This is a genomic window from Ralstonia sp. OTU4908 (genome assembly GCF_038440115.1).
GTDB classification, from domain to species: domain Bacteria; phylum Pseudomonadota; class Gammaproteobacteria; order Burkholderiales; family Burkholderiaceae; genus Ralstonia; species Ralstonia pickettii.
This window is the reverse complement of sequence record NZ_JASATD010000016.1, coordinates 72,454-92,514: the sequence shown is the minus strand read 5'-3', so window position 1 is coordinate 92,514 and position 20,061 is coordinate 72,454. Positions and strand designations below refer to the sequence as shown.

The following is a 20,061-nucleotide window of genomic DNA, read 5'->3' as shown; positions in this document are numbered from 1 at the left end:
AATCTCCAGGGTCGATCAAACTTCCGGGTGAATTTCAGCTTCCGGGCCGGACACGGCGGTCTGCGGTGTCGGATGCTCGGTGCCCGACTGGCGGGCGCGCATGACGGTGGTCACAATGCCGCTGCCGATGATGAGCGCCATGCCTGCCCACGACAGCGCGTTCAGATGGTCATTCCACAGCAACATACCCCACCCGCTCGCAAAGACGATGCCCGTGTATTGCAGGTTAGCAGTCAGGAGCGTGTTACCGCGTTTGTAGGCACGCGTCATGGCGGTCTGGCCCAGCGTGGCGAGAAGCCCGACCGCCAGCAACAGGCCCGCGCTATGCAAGGTATGCGACTGCGCCCCGCCGATCAGCATCCACACGCCACCGGCAATTGCGCTTACCAGCGAAAAGTAGAACACGATGCGCGCCTCGTTTTCCCCCAGATCGCCCAGTTGGCGGACCTCTACATAGGCGAGCGCGGTGAACACGCCGGAGACCAGCCCGACCATGCCGCCGGCGAGCTGGGACGGCCCGCTTCCCACGCTCGGTTGCAGCAGACACAGCACGCCGACAAACGACATCAGGATCGCCGCCACCATCTTCTTGTCTGCGCCCGCGGCTTTACCGGCCATGGCTGCACCCGCGCCGATGATCAACGCAATCCATACCGGCGACATGTAGTTCAGCGTCATGGCTGTGGCGAGCGGCAGCAGGCTGATCGACGTGAACCACAGCAGCAGCGACGTCACCCCGAACACGCTGCGCTTGATATGCGCCGTAAGGTAGGGCGTGCGGATGCCGGCGCCGGTTTTGGCGAGGATGGCGCCCATCACGGTCATGCCGATCACGCTGCGGTAGAAGACGATCTCACCCGTGCTGTAGTGCGCTGAGGCCAGTTTCACGCACACGCCCATCGCCGAGAAGGCGAACGCAGCGAGGATCATCCACAGCGATTGGCGGGAGGAACTGTCGGCCGTCTGGATGGCAGTCGGAGCAGCGGTTGCGTTGTCGGCAGGCATGGCAAGGGGGAGGGCGAAAAAAAACGGTGCGGCCCGCAGGCTGCACCGTTCCTATTGTGACGCGGAAGGCGGCGGATGCCTACCTTCAGCCGTCGCTTAGTAGTTCATCACGCGCCGATACCATTCGTGGAAGTGCTGCATGCCGTCCTCCATGGGCGACTGGTACGGCCCGACTTCGCTCGTGCCGCGCTTGAGCAGGGCCAGGCGCCCCGCATCCATGCGCTCGGCGATCTCGTCGTCTTCGATGCACGTTTCCATATAGGCGGCGCGTTCGGCTTCAACGAATTCGCGCTCGAACAGCACGATCTCTTCCGGGTAGTAGAACTCGACCACGTTGCGCGTCTTGGTCGGGCCGAGCGGATGCAGCGTCGAAACGACCAGCACGTTCGGATACCACTCGACCATCACGTTCGGGTAGTACGTGAGCCACACCGCGCCGTACTTCGGCATCTCGCCGTTGTTGAAGCGCAGCACGGCCTCGTGCCACTTCTGGTAGGCCGGTGTGCCCGGTTTGCGCAAATTGGCGTGGATGCCAACGGTCTGTACGCTGTGCCACTCGCCGAATTCCCACTCCAGGTCGTCGCACGAGACGAACTGGCCGAGGCCAGGGTGGAAGGGCACGACGTGGTAGTCCTCGAGGTACACCTCGATGAAGGTCTTCCAGTTGTAGTTGCAGTCGTGCACCTCGACGTGATCAAGCATGTAGCCGGAAAAGTCGAGATCGCGCGCCACGCCCAGGCGGGCGAGGTCTTCGCGCACGTCACGCTTGCCCTCGAACAGCAGACCGTTCCAATTCTGCAGCGGCGAGCGCGACAGATGCACGCACGGTTGCTTCTCAAAGTGCGGCGCGCCCAGCAGGTCGCCCTGCAGGTTGTACGTCCAGCGATGCAGCGGGCAAACGATGTTCTGAGCATTGCCGCGCCCATTGAGCATGATGGCCTGCCGATGCCGGCACACGTTGGAAAGCAGTTCGACGCCGTTCGGATTGCGCACCAGCACGCGGCCTTCGGCCTCGGCGGCTAGCGTGTGGTAGTCGCCGACTTCCGGAACCATCAGCTCATGGCCGACGTAACCGGGGCCATGTTTGAACAGACGTTCGATTTCAGTTTGATACAGCGCCTCGTCGAAGTAAGCAGAGACGGGCAGCTGGGTTTCAGACGGCACCAGGTTCAGTGCGGCGCTGAGATTGGACATTATCCCCACTCCCAATAACGGTGAAAGCAGTGAACAACCCAACCATCGACAAGATCGATTTGGGAAAGGACGCCATCGGCAGGTGGCCTAGGGTCTGTTGAGGTAGGAAACGAGCGCTTGCTGGCCCCCGCTTGGGCCAACGACCATACGTTCAATGGGCCAACAGACCCAAACCATCGTGCGGAGCGGCGTACGCCGGCCCGGCCTTTGGAGGAAAGGGGGGGATTGTACCCCAGGGAAATTGATAAGTCCCTGATTTTCGAACCCTTTCCGCCGCCGGGCCCTCAACTCTTACATCAAGGTTGCCCCGCGTCCCGCTTGCGGACTGCTGCCCCGCACCGTGCGGGATGTGCGCAGAACGCACGCGGAATTGCCGTAAAATGTTGGATTGTCCTTTTCTGATTCGCAACCGGCATGCCCCGTGCCTCAAACGACGCCTCCAGCAGCGCGTCCGCCACGCCCTCCGCCACGCCGGCTTCCTATGAAGCGGCCATGGCCGAACTCGAAACCCTTGTCGCAAGCATGGAATCCGGCGAATTGCCGCTGGAGGCCTCGCTTGCGGCGTATCGACGCGGGGCCGAACTGGTCAAGTACTGCCAGCAGGTGCTGGAACGCGTCGAGCAGCAAGTGCGCGTGCTGGACGGCGATGCCCTGAAGCCGTTGGGCGACGACTCCAGCACGAACGAGCAGGGCGACGCATGACCGATTTCGCCGAATGGATGGCGTCCGTGGTCGCGCGGACGGAAAGCGCGCTCGACCGTGCGTTGCCACCCGAAGCCGTTGCCCCGCAACGGCTGCATGCCGCCATGCGCTACGCCACCTTGGGTGCGGGAAAGCGTGTGCGCCCATTGCTGGCGCACTCCGCCGGTGCGCTTGGCGACGCATCGCCTGCGGCGCTGGACGGCGTAAGCTGCGCGGTGGAGATGATCCACGCCTACTCGCTGGTTCATGACGACATGCCGTGCATGGATGACGATGACCTGCGTCGCGGCCGCCCTACCGTGCATCGCGCCTATGATGAAGCGACGGCGCTGCTGGTGGGTGATGCCTTGCAGACGCAGGCGTTCATCCTGCTGGCTGAGTTGGGCGCGGTCAGCGCACCAACGCGGGCGCAACTGGTGGGTGAATTGGCACGCGCATCCGGTTCGCTTGGCATGGCGGGCGGTCAGGCGATCGATCTGCAAAGCGTCGGCGTTGCGCTGTCGCAGGATGCATTGGAAGCGATGCACCGCATGAAGACCGGTGCGTTGCTGCGAGCCAGTCTGCGCATGGGCGCGCTCTGTGCTGGCGTGAATGCCGCTGCCTTGGAGCATGTGGATACTTATGCAGGCGCTGTTGGACTCGCGTTCCAGGTGGTCGACGACATCCTCGACGTGACGGCCGATACTGCAACGCTGGGCAAGACCGCCGGCAAGGATCAGGCCAACGACAAGCCGACTTACGTGTCCATCCTCGGCTTGGACAAGGCCCGGGCGCTGGCCGATGAGCTGCACGCCGCAGCGGCTGCGGCGGTCGCACAGTTGGCCGGCGAGATCGGCTGTGAAGCGGGCGAAGCCTGTACCGTTCGATTGGCCCAGATGGCCGACCTGATCGTGCGGCGTGGCCACTGAACAACATTGCATGGACCTTAGAAGTCTTTGCCAAAACGCCTGAGCGGCGGTCCCACATGACGTACGAACTTCTGAACACCATCGACGATCCGGCCGACCTGCGCCGCCTGGACCGCCGTCAACTCGGGCCGCTGGCAGATGAGTTGCGCGCCTTCGTGCTCGATTCCGTCTCTCAAACGGGCGGCCACCTGTCGTCGAACCTGGGCACGGTCGAACTGACCATTGCACTGCACTACGTCTTCAACACGCCGGAAGACCGCATCGTGTGGGACGTCGGCCACCAGAGCTATCCGCACAAGATCCTGACGGGCCGCCGCGACCAGATGGGCTCTTTGCGTCAGCTGGACGGCATCTCGGGCTTCCCGCGCCGCAGCGAGAGCCCGTACGACACGTTCGGTACCGCGCACTCCTCCACGTCGATTTCGGCTGCGCTTGGCATGGCCTTGGGCGCCAAGACCAAGGGCGAAGACCGCGTCGCCATTGCGGTGATCGGCGACGGTGCGATGAGCGCCGGCATGGCCTTCGAGGCGATGAACAACGCGGGCGTCTATAAAGACCTGCCGCTGGTGGTCGTGCTCAACGACAACGACATGTCGATCTCGCCGCCGGTGGGGGCGCTGAACCGCTATCTGGCGCGGCTGATGAGCGGGCAGTTTTACGCGGCCACCAAGAAGGGCGTGGAAAAGCTGCTGTCGGTGGCGCCGCCGGTGCTCGAGTTTGCCAAGCGCTTCGAGGAACACACCAAGGGCATGTTCGTGCCGGCGACGATGTTCGAGGAGTTCGGCTTCAACTACATCGGCCCGATCGATGGGCACGATCTCGAATCGCTGGTGCCGACGCTGCAGAACATACGCCAGCGCGCACGTGAAGGCGGTGGCCCGCAGTTTTTGCACGTCGTCACCAAGAAGGGCCAGGGCTACAAGCTGGCCGAGGCTGATCCGATCCTCTATCACGGCCCGGGCAAGTTCAATCCGCAGGAGGGCATCAAGCCTTCGGGGCGTCCGGCCAAGGTCACGTACACCCAAGTGTTCGGCCAATGGCTGTGCGATATGGCGGCCTCGGACAAGCGCCTGGTGGGTATCACGCCGGCCATGCGCGAGGGCTCCGGCATGGTGGAGTTCGAACAGCGCTTTCCCGATCGCTATTACGACGTCGGCATCGCCGAGCAGCACGCCGTCACCTTCGCCGGCGGCCTGGCATGCGAGGGGCTGAAGCCCGTCGTCGCCATCTATTCGACGTTCCTGCAGCGGGGCTATGACCAGTTGATCCACGATGTGGCGCTGCAGAACTTGCCGGTGGTATTCGCGCTGGACCGTGCGGGCCTGGTGGGGGCGGACGGCGCCACGCATGCGGGTGCCTACGACATTGCCTACCTGCGCTGCATCCCCAACATGATGGTGATGACGCCGGCCGACGAGAACGAATGCCGCCAGCTTTTGAGTACCGCGTTCGCGCAGGACTGCCCGACAGCGGTGCGCTATCCGCGTGGTGCCGGTACGGGCGTGGCGGTGCAGCCGACGCTGGAGCCGCTGCCTGTGGGCAAGGCCGAAGTGCGCCGCGCGTCGACGGCTCCGGCCGGCCAGCGCGTTGCGATTCTGGCGTTTGGTTCGATGGTGGCCCCGGCTTCGGCAGCGGCTGAGCGTTTGGATGCGACCGTCGTCAACATGCGCTTCGTCAAGCCGCTCGACGTGGCCTGCGTATTGGAAATGGCCCGCTCGCACGATTACGTTGTCACCGTAGAGGAAGGCTGCGTGATGGGCGGTGCAGGCAGCGCCTGCCTGGAAGCACTGGCTGCCGCAGGTGTCGCCACACCAGTGCTGCAACTCGGTCTGCCCGACCGCTTTGTCGATCACGGTGATCACGCGGCGCTGCTGGCGCAATGCGGGCTCGATGCCAACGGCATCCTCGCTTCCATCCGCGAGCGTTTTGCCGTGCAGCCGCGCGCCGCAGCCCCGCGCGTCGCCTGAGGCACTTTGGCGCCATGCCATAGGCATAATCAATCACCCGCATTGCAGCCGCGGGTTTGAGTAGTTGACTGCAAAGGTAGGAAATTTCTTTTACACTCCGCCAGTCTTATTTTTGAATTGTGTGCGCAGTCGCGGGATGGGCAGATTGGATCACTTGAGGGGTGGTCACCGTCAGCCAGGTTCCGCGGTTTCACACTCGTTGCGTGCCGGCCGACTGCGATGGCCGGGCGACCGTAAAGGAAACCGATCATGAACGATATGAACCCGGCTTTCGCGATGCCGGACGTGCAGTCCAGCCACGATAACCGCCAGATCCCCATTCAGCGTGTTGGCGTGCGTGGCGTGCGTTACCCGATGTCGCTGCAAACCCCTTCGGGCGTGCTGAATACCGTCGGCACGTACAACCTCGATGTGCATCTGCCCGCCGACCAGAAGGGCACGCACATGTCGCGCTTCGTCGCGCTGCTTGAAGAAGAGCGCGAGCCCCTGAATCTGGCGCAATTCCAGTTGCTGCTGGAAAAGATGCTGGAGAAGCTCGAAGCCGACGCCGGCCGTATCGAAGTCCACTTCCCGTATTTCGTCAGCAAGACGGCCCCGGTGTCGGGCGTGCAGTCGCTGATGGACTATGAAGTGACGATGATTGGCGAAGTGCGCGACGGCCATACCAAGGTTCGCGTCAAGGCGCTGGTGCCGGTGACGAGCCTCTGCCCGTGCTCGAAGAAGATCTCGCAGTACGGCGCGCACAACCAGCGTTCGCACATCACGATCGACGCCGAGCTGGCGGCCGATACGCCGGTCGAAGCGCTGATCCGCATGGCCGAAGAAGAGGCCTCGTGCGAACTGTGGGGCCTGCTCAAGCGCCCGGACGAGAAGTTCGTGACCGAGCGTGCGTACGAAAATCCGAAGTTTGTGGAAGACCTGGTGCGCGATATCGCCATGCGCCTGAATCAGGACGACCGCATCGTCGCCTACACGCTGGAAGCGGAAAACTTCGAGTCGATTCACAACCACAGCGCCTATGCGCTGATCGAGCGCGACAAGCGCACCGATAAGTAATCGACGCGCCGCCCCAAGAAAAAGCCGCTCAACCGAGCGGCTTTTTTCATGCCTGGTGGATGCGGATGTCTTCGAGGTCCCAGCGCGGCGTGACGCCGTAGCCGTAGCCGTCCTGCACCTGGGCGGGGTCTGCCTGCAACCGCATGGCGCCGGCAAAGGCGATCATCGCGCCGTTGTCGGTGCAGAACTGCAGGTCGGGGTAATAAACGCGCAGGCCGCGCTTGTTGCCCTCGGCGTTCAGCCCCTCGCGCAATTGGCGATTGGCGCCCACGCCGCCGGCCACGACGATGCGCTTGAGGCCATGCTCGCGTGCGGCGCGCAGCGTCTTCTTGACGAGCACCTCGACGATGGCGTCGACAAACGCCCGGGCAAGGTCCGCGCGCGGCTGGTGGCAGGTTTCGCTATCGGTCAGGTTGAGCTTGCGCACCTGGGTGAGCACCGCGGTCTTGAGGCCCGCGAACGAGAAATCGAAATTGCCCGAATGCAGCATCGGTCGGGGCAGGTCAAACACGCCCGGGTTGCCGAACTCGGCCAGGCGCGAAACGGCGGGGCCGCCCGGATAGCCGAGGCCGAGCAGCTTGGCGGTCTTGTCGAAGGCTTCGCCGGCGGCATCGTCGAGCGTCTCGCCAAGCAGCGTGTACTGGCCGACGGCATCGACGCGCATCAACTGCGTATGCCCGCCCGAGACGAGCAGCGCCAGGAACGGAAACTCCGGCCGGTCTGCTTCCAGCAACGGCGAGAGCAGATGCCCCTCCAGGTGGTGCACACCCACCAGCGGTTTGCCTAGCGCAAACGCCAGCGCATTAGCCACCGAAGCGCCGACGAGCAGCGCACCGGCCAGCCCTGGGCCTTTCGTATAAGCGATCGCGTCGATGTCGGTACGCGCCACACCGGCTTTGCCCAGCACCTCTTCGAGCAGCGGAATCACGCGGCGGATGTGATCGCGCGAGGCCAGCTCAGGCACCACACCGCCGTACTCGCGGTGCATGGCGATCTGCGAATACAGCGCATGCGCGCGCAGGCCAGCCGCCGTGTCGTACAGGGCGACGCCGGTTTCGTCACAGGAGGATTCGATGCCGAGGACCAGCATGGCAAGCGGGTGTGAGTAGTTGCAATGGGAAGGCCGCCGAAGATAGCACAAGTTAAAATGCGCGGTTTCTTCAAGAATAGGGCGGCGCAGCGATCATGATGCGGTGCGATGTAGCGGTGATCGGCGCAGGCGCGGCCGGGATGATGTGCGCGGCCGTGGCCGGGCAGCGGGGCGCGCGCGTGGTGCTGATCGATCACGCAACAAAGCTGGCGGAGAAGATTCGCATTTCTGGCGGTGGCCGCTGCAACTTCACGAACATCAACGCGGGTCCGGCCAACTACCTGTCGAACAACCCGCACTTCAGCCGCTCGGCGCTGGCGCGGTACACGGCGCAGGACTTCGTCAGCCTCGTCTCCAGCTACCGCATTCCGTATCACGAGAAGCACAAGGGCCAGCTCTTCTGCGACGACAGTGCGGAAGACATCATCCGCATGCTCGAAACGGAATGCGAGCGGGGCAACGTCATCTGGCGCACCGGCTGCGCGATCGCTGAAGTCGGCAAGGACGGCGAGGCCTATCGCCTGTCGACCAGTGCGGGCGAGATCGTCGCCAACAAGGTGGTGATCGCCACGGGCGGCCTGTCCATCCCCAAGATCGGCGCGACCGATTTCGGGTATCGCATTGCGCGCCAATTCGGTTTGAAGATCGTTGAGACGCACCCGGCATTGGTGCCGCTCACCTTCAACGCCGAGCATTGGGCGCCGTTCTCGGCGTTGTCGGGCGTGTCGATGGAAGTGGACGTGACCGTTGCGCAGCCTCCGGCCAAGGGCGGCCGCAAGGGCAGCGCTACGACGTTCCGAGAAGACTTGCTGCTCACCCATCGCGGGCTGTCGGGTCCGGCGGTGCTGCAGATCTCCAGTTTTTGGCATGCCGGCCAGCCGCTTCTTATCGATCTGCTGCCGGACACCGACGCCGGGCAGTGGCTGTGCGATGAGAAAACCGGCTCACGCAAGCAACTCGGTACGGTCCTGGCGCAGCGCCTGCCGGAACGCGTCGCGCAGGCATGGTGCGCCACGCACGGCGCCCACCCGCAGGCCCCGATTGCCGAGTTGCCCGACAAGGTGCTTCGCAACCTTGGCGCGGCGCTGAACCGATGGGAACTGACTCCGTCCGGCAGTGAAGGGTACCGGAAGGCCGAAGTGACGCGCGGCGGGGTCGATACGCGCGCGCTGTCCTCCGCCACGATGGAGGCCCAATCGGCGCCCGGCCTGTACTTTATCGGCGAGGTGGTCGACGTGACGGGCTGGCTTGGCGGCTACAACTTCCAATGGGCGTGGGCTTCGGCCGTCGCGGCGGGCGAGGCTGCCTCGGCCCGCTGATCCCCACGGATCGGTCCTGGAACTGTCCGGGTTCTGTGCTACGATCAGTGATCCATTTTTCAAGTTTGCAACCCGCTGGGCCCACCGTCCAAGCGGGTTTTGCCGTTTATCGGAGTTCGGAATGTCGCAGTTGTCCCTCAAGGCCCAGATCACGGAAGACATGAAGGCGGCCATGCGCGCCAAGGAAACGGATCGTCTCGGCACGATCCGCCTGTTGCAGGCTGCCATCAAGCAGCGCGAGGTGGACGAACGCATTGAACTGGATGACGCTGCCGTGCTGGCCGTGATCGACAAGATGCTCAAGCAGCGCAAGGATTCCATCACCGCATTCGAGCAAGCCGGCCGCGACGATCTCGTCGCCAAGGAAGCGGCAGAAGTCGCTGTGCTGCAGGTCTATATGCCCGCACAGCTGTCGGAAGCCGAAGTCGACGCTGCGGTGCGTGACGCCGTGGCCAAGGTCGGTGCCTCGGGCCCGCATGACATGGGCAAAGTGATGGGCGTCCTCAAGCCGGCCCTGGCTGGCCGTGCCGACATGACGCAAGTCTCGGCACGCGTGAAGGCCGCCCTGACCGGCGCCTGAATCCCCCTCCACCCTCGCAGCATCCAAGGGGCGCACTCCGCGTGATCCCGCAGCCGTTCATTGACGACCTGCTCAACCGCGTCGATATCGTCGACGTGGTGGGCCGTTACGTGCAATTGAAGAAGGGCGGCGCCAACTTCATGGGGCTGTGCCCGTTCCATAACGAAAAATCGCCGTCTTTCTCGGTATCGCCCACCAAACAGTTCTATCACTGCTTCGGCTGCGGCGCGCATGGGTCGGCGATTGGCTTCCTGATGGAGTTTTCCGGGCAGTCGTACGTCGAGGCCATCCAGGATCTTGCACAGTCCGTCGGCATGGTCGTGCCCGAAGAGCGCGGGGGATTGCCGCCTGCGGCGCGGGCCGAGCAGCAAGCCAAGACCGTTGCTCTCGGTGACGTCATGGCCCGCGCGTGCGATCACTACCGCAAGCAATTGCGCAGCGCCCCCAACGCCATCCAATACCTCAAAGGCCGCGGCCTGACCGGCGAGATCGCCGCACACTTTGGCCTCGGCTATGCGCCGGACGATTGGCAATCGCTCGAAGCCGTGTTCGGCCCATACCGCGAAGACGCCACCGCCGCACCCCTCATCGAAGCCGGTCTCGTCATCGAAAGCGAGAAGACCAGCGCCGATGGTTCGCACCGTCGCTACGACCGCTTTCGCGATCGCATCATGTTCCCCATCCGCAATACCAAGGGCGTGGTGATCGGGTTCGGCGGCCGGGTGCTGGGGCAGGGCGAACCGAAATATCTCAATTCCCCCGAAACGCCGTTATTCAGCAAGGGCACCGAACTGTACGGCCTGTTCGAAGCGCGCAACGCCATCCGCGAGTTCGAATATGTGCTGGTCGTGGAAGGCTATATGGACGTCGTCGCGCTGGCGCAGCTGGGGTTTGCCAATGCGGTGGCTACGCTGGGCACGGCGTGCACGCCGACTCACGTGCAGAAGCTGCTGCGGCAGGTCGACACCGTCATCTTTTCGTTTGACGGCGATAGCGCCGGGCGCCGTGCCGCCCGTCGTGCGCTCGAAGCCTGCCTGCCGCACGCCTCCGACAACAAGACGATCAAGTTTCTGTTCCTGCCCGCGGAGCACGATCCGGACAGCTTCGTGCGCGAAGAGGGCACCGAGGCCTTCGCCCGTGAAGTCCACAACGCGATGCCGCTGTCACGCTTCCTGCTGCAGGCTGTGACAGAAGACCTCGACCTGCGCCAGCCCGAGGGGCGTGCCCGCGCCCAATATGAAGCCAAGCCGCTGCTGAGTGCCATGCCCGCTGGCGGACTGCGCCTGCAGATCGTGCGCGGTCTGGCAGAAATGACCGGCACTACGCCCGCCGACATCGAAGCACTGTGCGGCCTTCGCAGCGATCCGGCACAGGCCGGTCGCATGACACAGAAACGGCCCCGGGTGGCGCGCACCGCACCCACGGCGCTTGAGCAGAAGGTGCTGCGCCTGCTGATGCGCTATCCCGCGCTGGCGGCCCGGCTCGACGCCGATGCCCGCGCCCAGTTGACTGCGCCTCAATTGCCCCAAGGTGAGGTATTGGCGGGGCTGCTCGCCGAATGCGATGCTGCGGGTCCGGCCGTGCACTTCGGCGCCTTCATCGAGCGTCTCGGTCAGACGCCCTACGCCGAAGCGTTTGCCGGACTGCGTACGGCTGTGCTGCAAGACGATATCGAGCTGGAGCCGGCCATTTCCGAATTTGATGCCGCCGTACAGAAGATGCTCGCGGAGCCGCTGAAGCGCGAGCTGGAGATGTTGCAACGCAAGATGGAAGCCGGTCATGCCGGCGACGAAGACAAGGAGCGCATGCGCTGGCTGGTGGGCGAAATCAGCCGCCGGCGGCAGCTTGTGTAGTGCATGCGCCGCAGAGGCAAGCCCCAAGCGGGGCGGGCAATTGCGGGTAGCCCCTTGATTTTTCAGGCGAAAACCCGATTTTCGTTTAGACCGGCTTGGTCTGGCGTGCTAGAATAGCCGGTTTGGATTGCAAGTCCTTTTTCCCATTTTTGGGGGAGTGAGCGTGCCCATGGTGAAGGTGAAGACCTCCGCGAAGGCCGGTTCCAAGGCCAGTCCTGCTTCTGATTCTGCCAAGCGATCCTCATCGGCGCGCGGCTCGGGAGGAGGAAAGACATCAGCGGGAACGGCGAAAGTCGCGAATGGTCGGACTCATGTAGGGCAGGCGGGATCGACAGGAGTGAAGGCCACTGCGCCGGCAAAGACGGGGAAAACCCAGCCGCGCCAGACCGCCGATATCGCCGTCGCCGCCAAGACTGTCAAACCGACAGCGCGCACAAAGGGCGCGATCCAATCTTCAACCTCAGGCAAGGTCTCGACGTCGATGAGCACGAGCGCCAGACCTGGCGGCACAGCCGCTTCCGTCGCACTCAAGGGCAAGACAACCACCGTGGCGAAATCGAAAGTTACCGAAGTCGAGAGCAAGCAGACCCCTGCCAGCGCAAGCGCAACCAAGACGGGTACCGCTCGTACCAACACCGCAGCCAAGCCAGCCAAGGCGGCCGCGGAGGACACCAAGCGCACCGCCCAGGCAGAGGCCACCCCCACAACTCCTCCCGCGCCCCGCGCCGAAGCAGCAGCCGAGCCCAAGAAGCGCGGCCGCAAGCCCAAGGCAGAGACGCAGGCAGACGACAGCAGCACGGACGTGACTGAAGAATTTGACACCCCCGCCGCTCCGGCACCGAAAACCGAAAAGCTGAAGGCCCGTGACCGCAAGGCCAAGGAAAAAGCCCTGCTCAAGGAATTCGCTGCCTCGCAGCAAGGCGGTTCGGAAGAAGAGCTTGAGGCCCGCCGCCAGAAGCTCAAGGCGCTGATCAAGCTGGGCAAATCGCGCGGCTACCTGACCTACGCCGAAATCAACGACCACCTCCCCGACGACATGGTCGATGTGGAGTCGCTGGAAACGTTGGTTGCCACGCTCAACGACATCGGCGTTGCCGTGTACGAGCAGGCGCCGGACGCCGAAACGCTGCTCCTGAACGACAACGCACCTTCCGTGACCACGGAAGAAGAGGCTGAGGAAGAAGCCGAAGCCGCGCTGTCGACGGTTGATTCCGAATTCGGCCGCACGACCGACCCTGTGCGCATGTACATGCGCGAAATGGGCACGGTTGAGCTGCTGACGCGCGAAGGCGAAATCGAAATCGCCAAGCGCATCGAAGCCGGCTTGAAAGACATGGTCATGGCCATCTCGGCCTGCCCGGTCACCATTTCGGAAATCCTCGCCATGGGCGAGCGCGTGGCCAACGATGAGTCGAAGATCGACGAGTTCATCGACGGCCTGATCGACCCGAACGCTGAAGCCGAGGCCGCTGCCGCCGCCGAGGAAGAAGAGGAGTTCGAGGAAGAAGAGGCCGAAGAAGAGGGCGACGAAGAGGAAGACGAGGACGATGAAGGTGCCGGCGCTGCCGCAGCTTCGGCCCGTCAACTCGAAGAGCTCAAGCAGGCTGCACTCGTCAAGTTTGGTGTGATCGGCGAGCAGTTCGACAAGATGCGCCGTGCGTTCGAGAAGGAAGGCTACAAGTCGAAGCCTTACGTGAAGGCGCAGGAAGCCATCCAGGCCGAACTGATGACGATCCGCTTCACGGCACGCAACGTCGAGCGTCTGTGCGACACGCTGCGCGGCCAGGTGGACGAAGTGCGCAAGCTCGAACGCGCCATCCTGAACATCGTGGTCGACAAGTGCGGCATGCCGCGTGGCGAGTTCGTTGCGCGTTTCCCGGGCAACGAGACGAACCTGAAGTGGATCGAAACCGTGGTGGCTGACGGCAAGCCGTACAGCACCATCGTCGAACGTAACGTGCCGGCCGTGCACGAACTGCAGCAAAAGCTGATCGACCTGCAAGCGCGCGTGGTGCTCCCGCTGGCCGAGTTGAAGGACGTCAACCGCAAGATGTCGGAAGGCGAGCGCCGCGCCCGCGAGGCGAAGCGTGAGATGACCGAGGCCAACCTGCGGCTGGTGATCTCGATCGCCAAAAAGTACACCAACCGCGGTCTGCAGTTCCTCGACCTGATCCAGGAAGGCAACATCGGCCTGATGAAGGCGGTGGACAAGTTCGAATACCGTCGCGGCTACAAGTTCTCGACGTACGCCACGTGGTGGATCCGTCAGGCGATCACGCGTTCGATCGCCGACCAGGCGCGCACCATCCGTATTCCGGTGCACATGATCGAGACGATCAACAAGATGAACCGCATCTCGCGTCAGATCCTGCAGGAAACCGGCAATGAACCGGATCCGGCAACGCTGGCCGAGAAGATGGAGATGCCGGAAGACAAGATCCGCAAGATCATGAAGATCGCGAAGGAGCCGATCTCCATGGAAACGCCGATCGGTGACGACGACGATTCCCATCTGGGCGATTTCATCGAGGACACGAACACGCTGGCCCCGGCCGAAGCGGCGCTGCATGGTTCCATGCGCGGCGTGGTGAAGGACGTGCTCGATTCGCTGACGCCGCGCGAAGCCAAGGTGCTGCGCATGCGTTTCGGTATCGAAATGAGCACTGACCACACGCTGGAAGAAGTCGGCAAGCAGTTCGACGTGACCCGCGAGCGTATCCGTCAGATCGAAGCGAAGGCACTGCGCAAGCTGCGCCATCCGAGCCGCTCCGACAAGCTGAAGAGCTTCCTAGAGGGAAGCTGATTCTCTAGCGAAGCAGGCGATTTTCCGAGTGGGCTCGCGCCCACTTTCAGGTAAAATCCTGCATTGGGCCCGGCCTAAGCGCCGGGTCTCTTTTTTTCGCGTTTTACAGGGCCGGACGCCGTGCTGGTTGCAGGCAGCGGACTCATAATCCGCCTCCGAAAGGACACCGTGGGTTCGAATCCCACCCGGCCCACCATTCTTTCCCCTCCCGCCTTTTCTTCCCTTTCTTCCGCGTTTGTATGCCATTCCATGTGGCGGCTTTTTCTTTTTCTTACGCGCGTTATTGTCTCGGGATCGTATTTTGCTAATGCGGTGGCTCCCGGCGAAATATATTCATTTCGACATAATTGAATAAGCCGCACTGCGCGGGCATTCCCCCCAACCGGAGGGAGGAGTTTAAAACGCTTCAAACGAAACGGTTTCATTCCCGCGTTTGAAAGGCCACCAAACCGCGCCGCGCCTGCTTGTGCGGGGGATTGCCGCCGCTGTTTTGAATGAAATCTCTATTTACTTCATACTCCGGCCGGACCATAGTTTCGGCCATAACGATAAGTAAATAGCCAGTAGCGTATCCTTTGGAGACACAGGATGTTACGCATTCAAAACGGGCCCTTCCAGCATTCCGCTTTTGCGCGTGCCCACGCGCGTCATCGCCATCGTCATCACTGCAGCAGCGGTGGTGAAGCTCATCCGCGCTAGCAGCATTCCCACGATTTTTCTTGGGATCGGCGCCCAGCCGATCAGCGTGATACCGGCCGATTAGCGGTAGCGCGGCCCAAGCACGCCCGTCGTTTTTGATGTTTGCAAGTCGATCTGCCGACTGGGCAGATCGTGCGCTGTCGGCTGCAATTCGCCGGCAGGCGGGGGTATTGACCGGCTGTTCCACATATTCGCCGGCCCACAACACAACAAGTTCCAAAACGTGAGGAGACAACCATGGGTAGTCGACGTCATCTTTTTGTTGTCATGGCAATCAGTTGCATAGTTGCCATGCCGTTCATTGGCGGGTGCGGCGGGGCAGACGACCCCGGCTCGTCGGATGTTGCGCAGTGTTCGGGCAGCTCTTGCCCGCCCAGCGGAGCGGTCACCACACCGAGCACGCCGACCAGTCTGTGCCCGGCAGCGCTCGACTACACGACGACGTACACGGGCGGCTCGGGCAGCGGCGAGTACATCAAGGTCAAGTTCGACACGAGCAAGAACACGTACCAGATGCAGTTTCTGGAATCGTCGGTGCCGACCTCGGCGGGTCAGGTCAATACGACGCGCAAGGGCTTGACCATCAACGGCACGTTCGTCCATCCGACCAACTTGCCGACGCCCGAGCAGAACCGCTGTGCTTTCGTTCTGCAGTCGGGCAAGACGGCGGACAACAGCTACGCGATCACCGTCAATCCGCAAGACCCGCCGATGCTGTTTGTCGGCCAGGGCATCGTGGGGGGCGGCATTCCGGGGGCGACGATCCAGTTTGCCGGCATTCAGCCGATTCCCGGCGTCGTGATTGGCGCAGTGCCCTCGCGCACGTTCGACTTCTATCCGTTCCTGGGCTTCTCCGAGACAGTGACGGATTTCTCGCAGGTTGCTGGGCGCTACAACCAGGTTGGCGTGCATGTCACGCCCACGGGTTCGGGCAACCAGACCTCGGCGCCGCAAGGCTGGCAGCCCGACGCCGTCAACTGGACGCAAACGTTAAAAGCGGACGGCTCGTGTACGGCCGAAGGGATCGACTATTCCTGCCACACGACGGGCACGCCCTGGACGCTGCGTCAGAACACCGATGGCTCGCAGGACAACGTGTTTGTCAGCAACCCGACCAGCAGCAGCGTGCCGTATCCGTATGTCGGTCAAGTGTCGCCGCTGGTGCTGCTGGCGCCGAGCCAGGCCAAGGGGATTTTGATTGCCGGCAAGCTCAACGGGCAGGTGGTGCCGGTGGTGATCCGTGTCGGCTATTCGCATAGCGATCCGACAAACCTGCTGGCTTCGGTGGCGGATGATCAGATCGGCATCTCGATCCTGTCACCTGCAACGGCGATCCCGGCCAATGCGCTCAAGGGGGGCTATGTGGGAGCGACCAGCGGCTCAGCTTGCGGCGTGGTCACTAACAACGGTCCGAGCGGTGCGCCTGCCAGCGGCAACGGCTTGAACGCGACGATCGATCATCCGGAGCTGTCGGGTTCCTACAGCGGTGGCTTCTTCCACGCCAATGCCGGCAACTGCAGCGACGGCACGGCTGTATCGACGCTGGCCGCCAACTACACCTCGACGCTGTTCCAGAACGGCACCGCCGCCTTCATCAACCCGCTTACGTCACGTGTGACGGCGCAGTTCGGGCTCGACTACACGCAAACCTCGCCGGGCAAGCTGATCGTGACCGCGCAGAACGACTTCAACGCGCGGGGCGCCAGCGGCAACGTCGCGTTGTTCAAGGCGGGAGACACCGGCGTGGCGGTCAAGGTCGGCAACGTGTACGCGATGCTCATGAACAACAACAAGTACAACCCGTTCTTCACGGTCGGCGCATTCGTCCAGTGAAGCGCGCAGCAACGAAAACCACATGCGGCGGCGTGCGTGACATGTACACGTGGCGTCGCCGCGGCTGAACAACAACATGGAGGAGACGCAAATGCAATGGCGTAAATGGTTGGTCGTGCTCGCGTGCGCGCCGATGGTGACGGCGTGTGGAGGCGGCGGAGATGATTCGCCGGCCCCGGTGATCCAGCGCCTGTGTCCGCAGGCCATCGACTACAACACCGTGTTCACCGGCGGGTCGGGCTCGGGCGAACTCGTGAAGGTGCAGCTCGACACAACGAAGATGACGTACCAGATCACGTATCTGGCCTCGCCAATTCCGGTCAAGACGGGCACCGTGGCGCCCACCCGCGATACGGCGCCCAACAACGTGCAGACCGGCACGCTCACGCAAGAGACGGCGCTGCCGACCGAGAAGCTGAACCAGTGCGCGTTCCGCCTGAATAACGCGAGCCTCGATCCGAGCCGGCCTGCGCGGTTCTTCCTCGGGCAGGGCGTGCTCGGCGGCACGATTCCGGGTGCGACGATTCAGTTCGACGGCATCGTTGGCGTGGGCAAGATTGCGCAGACCACGTTCCCGTATTACCCGTTCATCAGCTTCTCGAACACTGAGACCGATCTGAACAGGATCGCTGGTAATTACAACCAGCTTGGCTATCACCAGGTGCCGTCGCAGAACTTCTCGCAGCAGGCGGTCGATGCGCGTTTCACCATCAACGCGGACGGCACCTACACCGAGTGCGACAACCTGGGCGTCAAGAACGGCGGAGCCTGCCTGACGTCAAGCGCAACGGTCAACCAGAAGCTGACGCTGCGCGGCGACGCGCCGGCCTTCACCACGCTGAACTATCAGCCGCAGGTGCCGGCAACGGTGTCGTCGCTGGATCCGGCCAAGGCGGGCAAGGGCGTGATGATCGTCGGCAAGCTGTATGGCCAGCTCGTACCGATCTTCATTCGCGTCGGTGCGGCCAATTCCGATCTGACGGCCGGTCCGCCGGTGGCAGATGACGAGTCCGGCATTTCGATGATGGCGCCGGTCGGCAACGTCGCGCAGGGCTCGCAAGACGGCGAATACACAGGTGTAGACAGCACGTTCAACTATCGCGCGACGGCGCTGGTGGGCGCGCAGGCCACGATGCTCGATCCGTTCAACGCATCGCAGGCTGCGCTGGCGCGACCGCTGAATCTCGACTTCACGCAGAGCGTCCCGGGCGTGATCCGCACCACGCAGACCAGCGCGCCGGCCGGCTCGGCCCCGACGGGCAAGCTCATCTTTACCGGCAAGACCTTCGGCTTCCTGGACATGAGCGATACGAAGAACCCGTACTTCACCGTGGGCGCCTTCGTGCAGTGACGTTTCCGGAATAACAGGCCACGGGGCGCGGCACAGAGAACCGCGCTCCGCTCAGAACAACAGGAGGAAGCATCATGAAGAAACTGACTGTCGCATTGATGGCGGCCTGCGCATCTGCAGGCGCCATGGCGCAGCAGGCCGGTGACAACGTGGCGACGGTGGGCTGGTTCCACATCATGCCGCAGGACTCGAGCAACAACCTGACCACCAGCGTGATCAATGCGCCGATCAATGATCCGCTGCGATTGCCGGGAAGCTTCACGTCGCCCAACAGCGGGCTGCGCGTGAGCAACGCCAACACGCTGGGCCTGACGCTCACGCATTTCTTTACCGACAACATTGCGCTGACCACGATTGCCGGCGTACCGCCCGAATTCAAGCTGACAGGGCATGGCGTGATCCGGGCGCCGGGGCCCGCCGGCGCACTTGGTCACGTCGATCTGGACGATCCGTCCAATCAGCCCGCCGTGCGCAAGGCGCGCCAATGGAGCCCCGGGGTCATCCTGCAGTGGTACTTCGGGCACGCGCAGTCGACGTTCCGTCCGTTCGTGGGCGTGGGTGTGGTCTACAGCTTCTTCACCCACATCGAGCTGAATCCGTACTTTGCGGCGGCCGTGAATCGCGAACTGGGCAGCGTCCTGGCAGCGGGGGCAGGCAAGCCGGGGCCGACGTATGTCGAGGGGAAATCGTCGTCGTCGTGGGCGCCGATCTTCAACCTCGGTGCGAGCTACGCGATCAACAAGCAATGGGCCTTGACGGCAACGGTGTCGTACCTGCCGCTCAAGACCGAAGCGGCGACCGTCATCAAGGCGTCGGACGGCACCACGCTGGCCACCACCAAGACCACGCTCAAGGCCAATCCGATCATCACGTTCGTCGGGGTGTCGTACAAGTTTTAGCCGGGTATCGGCTGTCTGCGCCTGGCTAATCGGCGCGGCGTGATTCGAGCGGGAACCGGTTCGCGCCGCATTCTTAAGGCGGTTTCTACCGTCAGTTCTAGTGAGGCAATAAATGAGCACACGTAAAGTCGTAACTCTTGCAGTTGCACTCGCACTTGCCACCGTAGCAGCCACACCCGCACTTGCCGTCACCGTTTCGCGTGTCGATGGTCAACCGATGAACCCGAATGGCGAGCCGTTCTCGGTCACCGGGGCGACCACGCTGTCCAAAGGCGCCATCAGCGCCAATTGCACAGCGACCTTCACCGGTACGATCACGCCTTCGGGCATCGTCAACATCACGTCCACATCGTTTGCCGGCGGCGGGACGTGCGGCCTCATCTCCGGCGCGACCCCGTGGACTGGCCAAGCCGACAGCACCACCCAGCTGTCGATCAACAACGCAGGAGTCAGCGTATTCCTGCTGGGCAGCTGTGGCCCCAGCAAGGTCGTAACCACCTGGAGCGATCCGAACTCGTCGCTCACGTTCACCAACGCATTGCTCACGCCGGACTGTACGGTGAGCGGCACGGTGGTGTCGACGCCAAAGTTCCACGTGCAATAAGCACGTACCCGGTTGACGGGCGGTTGCGCAGCCGCCGTCGATTGGTCTGAAGCATGGGCCCGGCATGTCGGGCCTTGTTTCTTTTCTGGGCCGGCTTTCTGTGTGGGCAATACCCCTGTCGTCAATGGCGGCAACGCAATGCGCTGGGCGGTGGCATGATCCGGCTTTTGCCGCTGCACCGGGGCAGCGGTCTTTCTC

Annotated in this window: 16 protein-coding genes and 1 tRNA gene; 14 read left to right on the top strand and 3 right to left on the bottom strand. The window is 63.1% G+C overall.

Annotated elements, in window-relative coordinates; all coding sequences use genetic code 11:
- Positions 1-15: 15 nt before the first annotated feature.
- Both AAHM38_RS15525 and AAHM38_RS15520 read right to left on the bottom strand, forming a co-directional pair.
- Positions 16-1,005 (bottom strand): DMT family transporter, encoded by a 990-nt coding sequence (locus tag AAHM38_RS15525; RefSeq protein ID WP_116575374.1) that lies wholly within the window; start codon positions 1,003-1,005, stop codon positions 16-18.
- A 96-nt stretch (positions 1,006-1,101) separates the two neighbouring features.
- On the bottom strand, positions 1,102-2,199 hold the full coding sequence (locus AAHM38_RS15520) for an aromatic ring-hydroxylating oxygenase subunit alpha (RefSeq protein WP_012762436.1): 1,098 nt from the start codon (positions 2,197-2,199) through the stop codon (positions 1,102-1,104).
- Positions 2,200-2,613: 414 nt separating this feature from the next.
- On the opposite strand from AAHM38_RS15520, the gene AAHM38_RS15515 reads away from it, so the two are divergent.
- The 4 genes from AAHM38_RS15515 (at position 2,614) to folE2 (ending at position 6,832) form a co-directional block, all read left to right on the top strand.
- Positions 2,614-2,901 carry an exodeoxyribonuclease VII small subunit gene (locus tag AAHM38_RS15515; RefSeq protein WP_116575373.1) on the top strand — a complete coding sequence of 96 codons (288 nt, stop codon included), beginning with the start codon at positions 2,614-2,616 and terminating at the stop codon, positions 2,899-2,901.
- Positions 2,898-3,809: a polyprenyl synthetase family protein gene (locus AAHM38_RS15510; RefSeq protein ID WP_116575372.1), complete on the top strand. Its 912-nt coding sequence runs from the start codon at positions 2,898-2,900 to the stop codon at positions 3,807-3,809. Before AAHM38_RS15515 ends, AAHM38_RS15510 begins: the two co-directional genes overlap by 4 nt.
- 56 nt (positions 3,810-3,865) lie before the next feature.
- Positions 3,866-5,776 (top strand): 1-deoxy-D-xylulose-5-phosphate synthase, encoded by a 1,911-nt coding sequence (gene dxs, locus AAHM38_RS15505; protein WP_116575371.1) that lies wholly within the window; start codon positions 3,866-3,868, stop codon positions 5,774-5,776.
- A gap of 249 nt (positions 5,777-6,025) precedes the next feature.
- Positions 6,026-6,832 carry a GTP cyclohydrolase FolE2 gene (gene folE2, locus AAHM38_RS15500; RefSeq protein ID WP_116575370.1) on the top strand — a complete coding sequence of 269 codons (807 nt, stop codon included), beginning with the start codon at positions 6,026-6,028 and terminating at the stop codon, positions 6,830-6,832.
- Positions 6,833-6,878: 46 nt separating this feature from the next.
- Here folE2 and tsaD read toward each other — a convergent pair whose 3' ends face one another.
- Complete coding sequence (gene tsaD / locus AAHM38_RS15495) at positions 6,879-7,922, bottom strand: tRNA (adenosine(37)-N6)-threonylcarbamoyltransferase complex transferase subunit TsaD (RefSeq protein WP_116575369.1); 1,044 nt, start codon at positions 7,920-7,922, stop codon at positions 6,879-6,881.
- 95 nt (positions 7,923-8,017) lie between these two features.
- Here tsaD and AAHM38_RS15490 point away from each other — a divergent pair, with 95 nt between their 5' ends.
- From AAHM38_RS15490 to AAHM38_RS15445, 10 genes are all read left to right on the top strand, one after another.
- Entirely contained in the window at positions 8,018-9,241 is a 1,224-nt protein-coding gene (locus AAHM38_RS15490; RefSeq protein WP_012762430.1) for an NAD(P)/FAD-dependent oxidoreductase, read from the top strand.
- Positions 9,242-9,371: 130 nt separating this feature from the next.
- Positions 9,372-9,821, top strand: a complete 450-nt coding sequence (locus AAHM38_RS15485; RefSeq protein ID WP_116575511.1) for a GatB/YqeY domain-containing protein — start codon at positions 9,372-9,374, stop codon at positions 9,819-9,821.
- 41 nt (positions 9,822-9,862) lie between these two features.
- Positions 9,863-11,674, top strand: a complete 1,812-nt coding sequence (dnaG, locus tag AAHM38_RS15480; protein ID WP_116575368.1) for a DNA primase — start codon at positions 9,863-9,865, stop codon at positions 11,672-11,674.
- 169 nt (positions 11,675-11,843) lie between these two features.
- Complete coding sequence (gene rpoD / locus AAHM38_RS15475) at positions 11,844-14,477, top strand: RNA polymerase sigma factor RpoD (protein ID WP_218909848.1); 2,634 nt, start codon at positions 11,844-11,846, stop codon at positions 14,475-14,477.
- Between the two features lie 108 nt (positions 14,478-14,585).
- Positions 14,586-14,673: transfer RNA gene (locus tag AAHM38_RS15470), tRNA-Ile, on the top strand.
- Positions 14,674-15,111: 438 nt separating this feature from the next.
- The gene (locus tag AAHM38_RS15465; RefSeq protein WP_257019816.1) at positions 15,112-15,240 is read left to right on the top strand and encodes a hypothetical protein; all 129 of its coding nucleotides are present in this window, start codon (positions 15,112-15,114) and stop codon (positions 15,238-15,240) included.
- A gap of 173 nt (positions 15,241-15,413) precedes the next feature.
- Complete coding sequence (locus AAHM38_RS15460; protein ID WP_012762425.1) at positions 15,414-17,009, top strand: DUF2957 domain-containing protein; 1,596 nt, start codon at positions 15,414-15,416, stop codon at positions 17,007-17,009.
- 91 nt (positions 17,010-17,100) lie between these two features.
- Positions 17,101-18,360, top strand: coding sequence for a DUF2957 domain-containing protein (locus tag AAHM38_RS15455; RefSeq protein ID WP_012762424.1), 1,260 nt, complete (start codon positions 17,101-17,103; stop codon positions 18,358-18,360).
- Between the two features lie 74 nt (positions 18,361-18,434).
- Positions 18,435-19,259, top strand: a complete 825-nt coding sequence (locus tag AAHM38_RS15450) for an OmpW/AlkL family protein (protein ID WP_012762423.1) — start codon at positions 18,435-18,437, stop codon at positions 19,257-19,259.
- Positions 19,260-19,371: 112 nt separating this feature from the next.
- Positions 19,372-19,863: a hypothetical protein gene (locus tag AAHM38_RS15445; RefSeq protein ID WP_012762422.1), complete on the top strand. Its 492-nt coding sequence runs from the start codon at positions 19,372-19,374 to the stop codon at positions 19,861-19,863.
- The last annotated feature ends 198 nt before the right edge of the window (positions 19,864-20,061 follow it).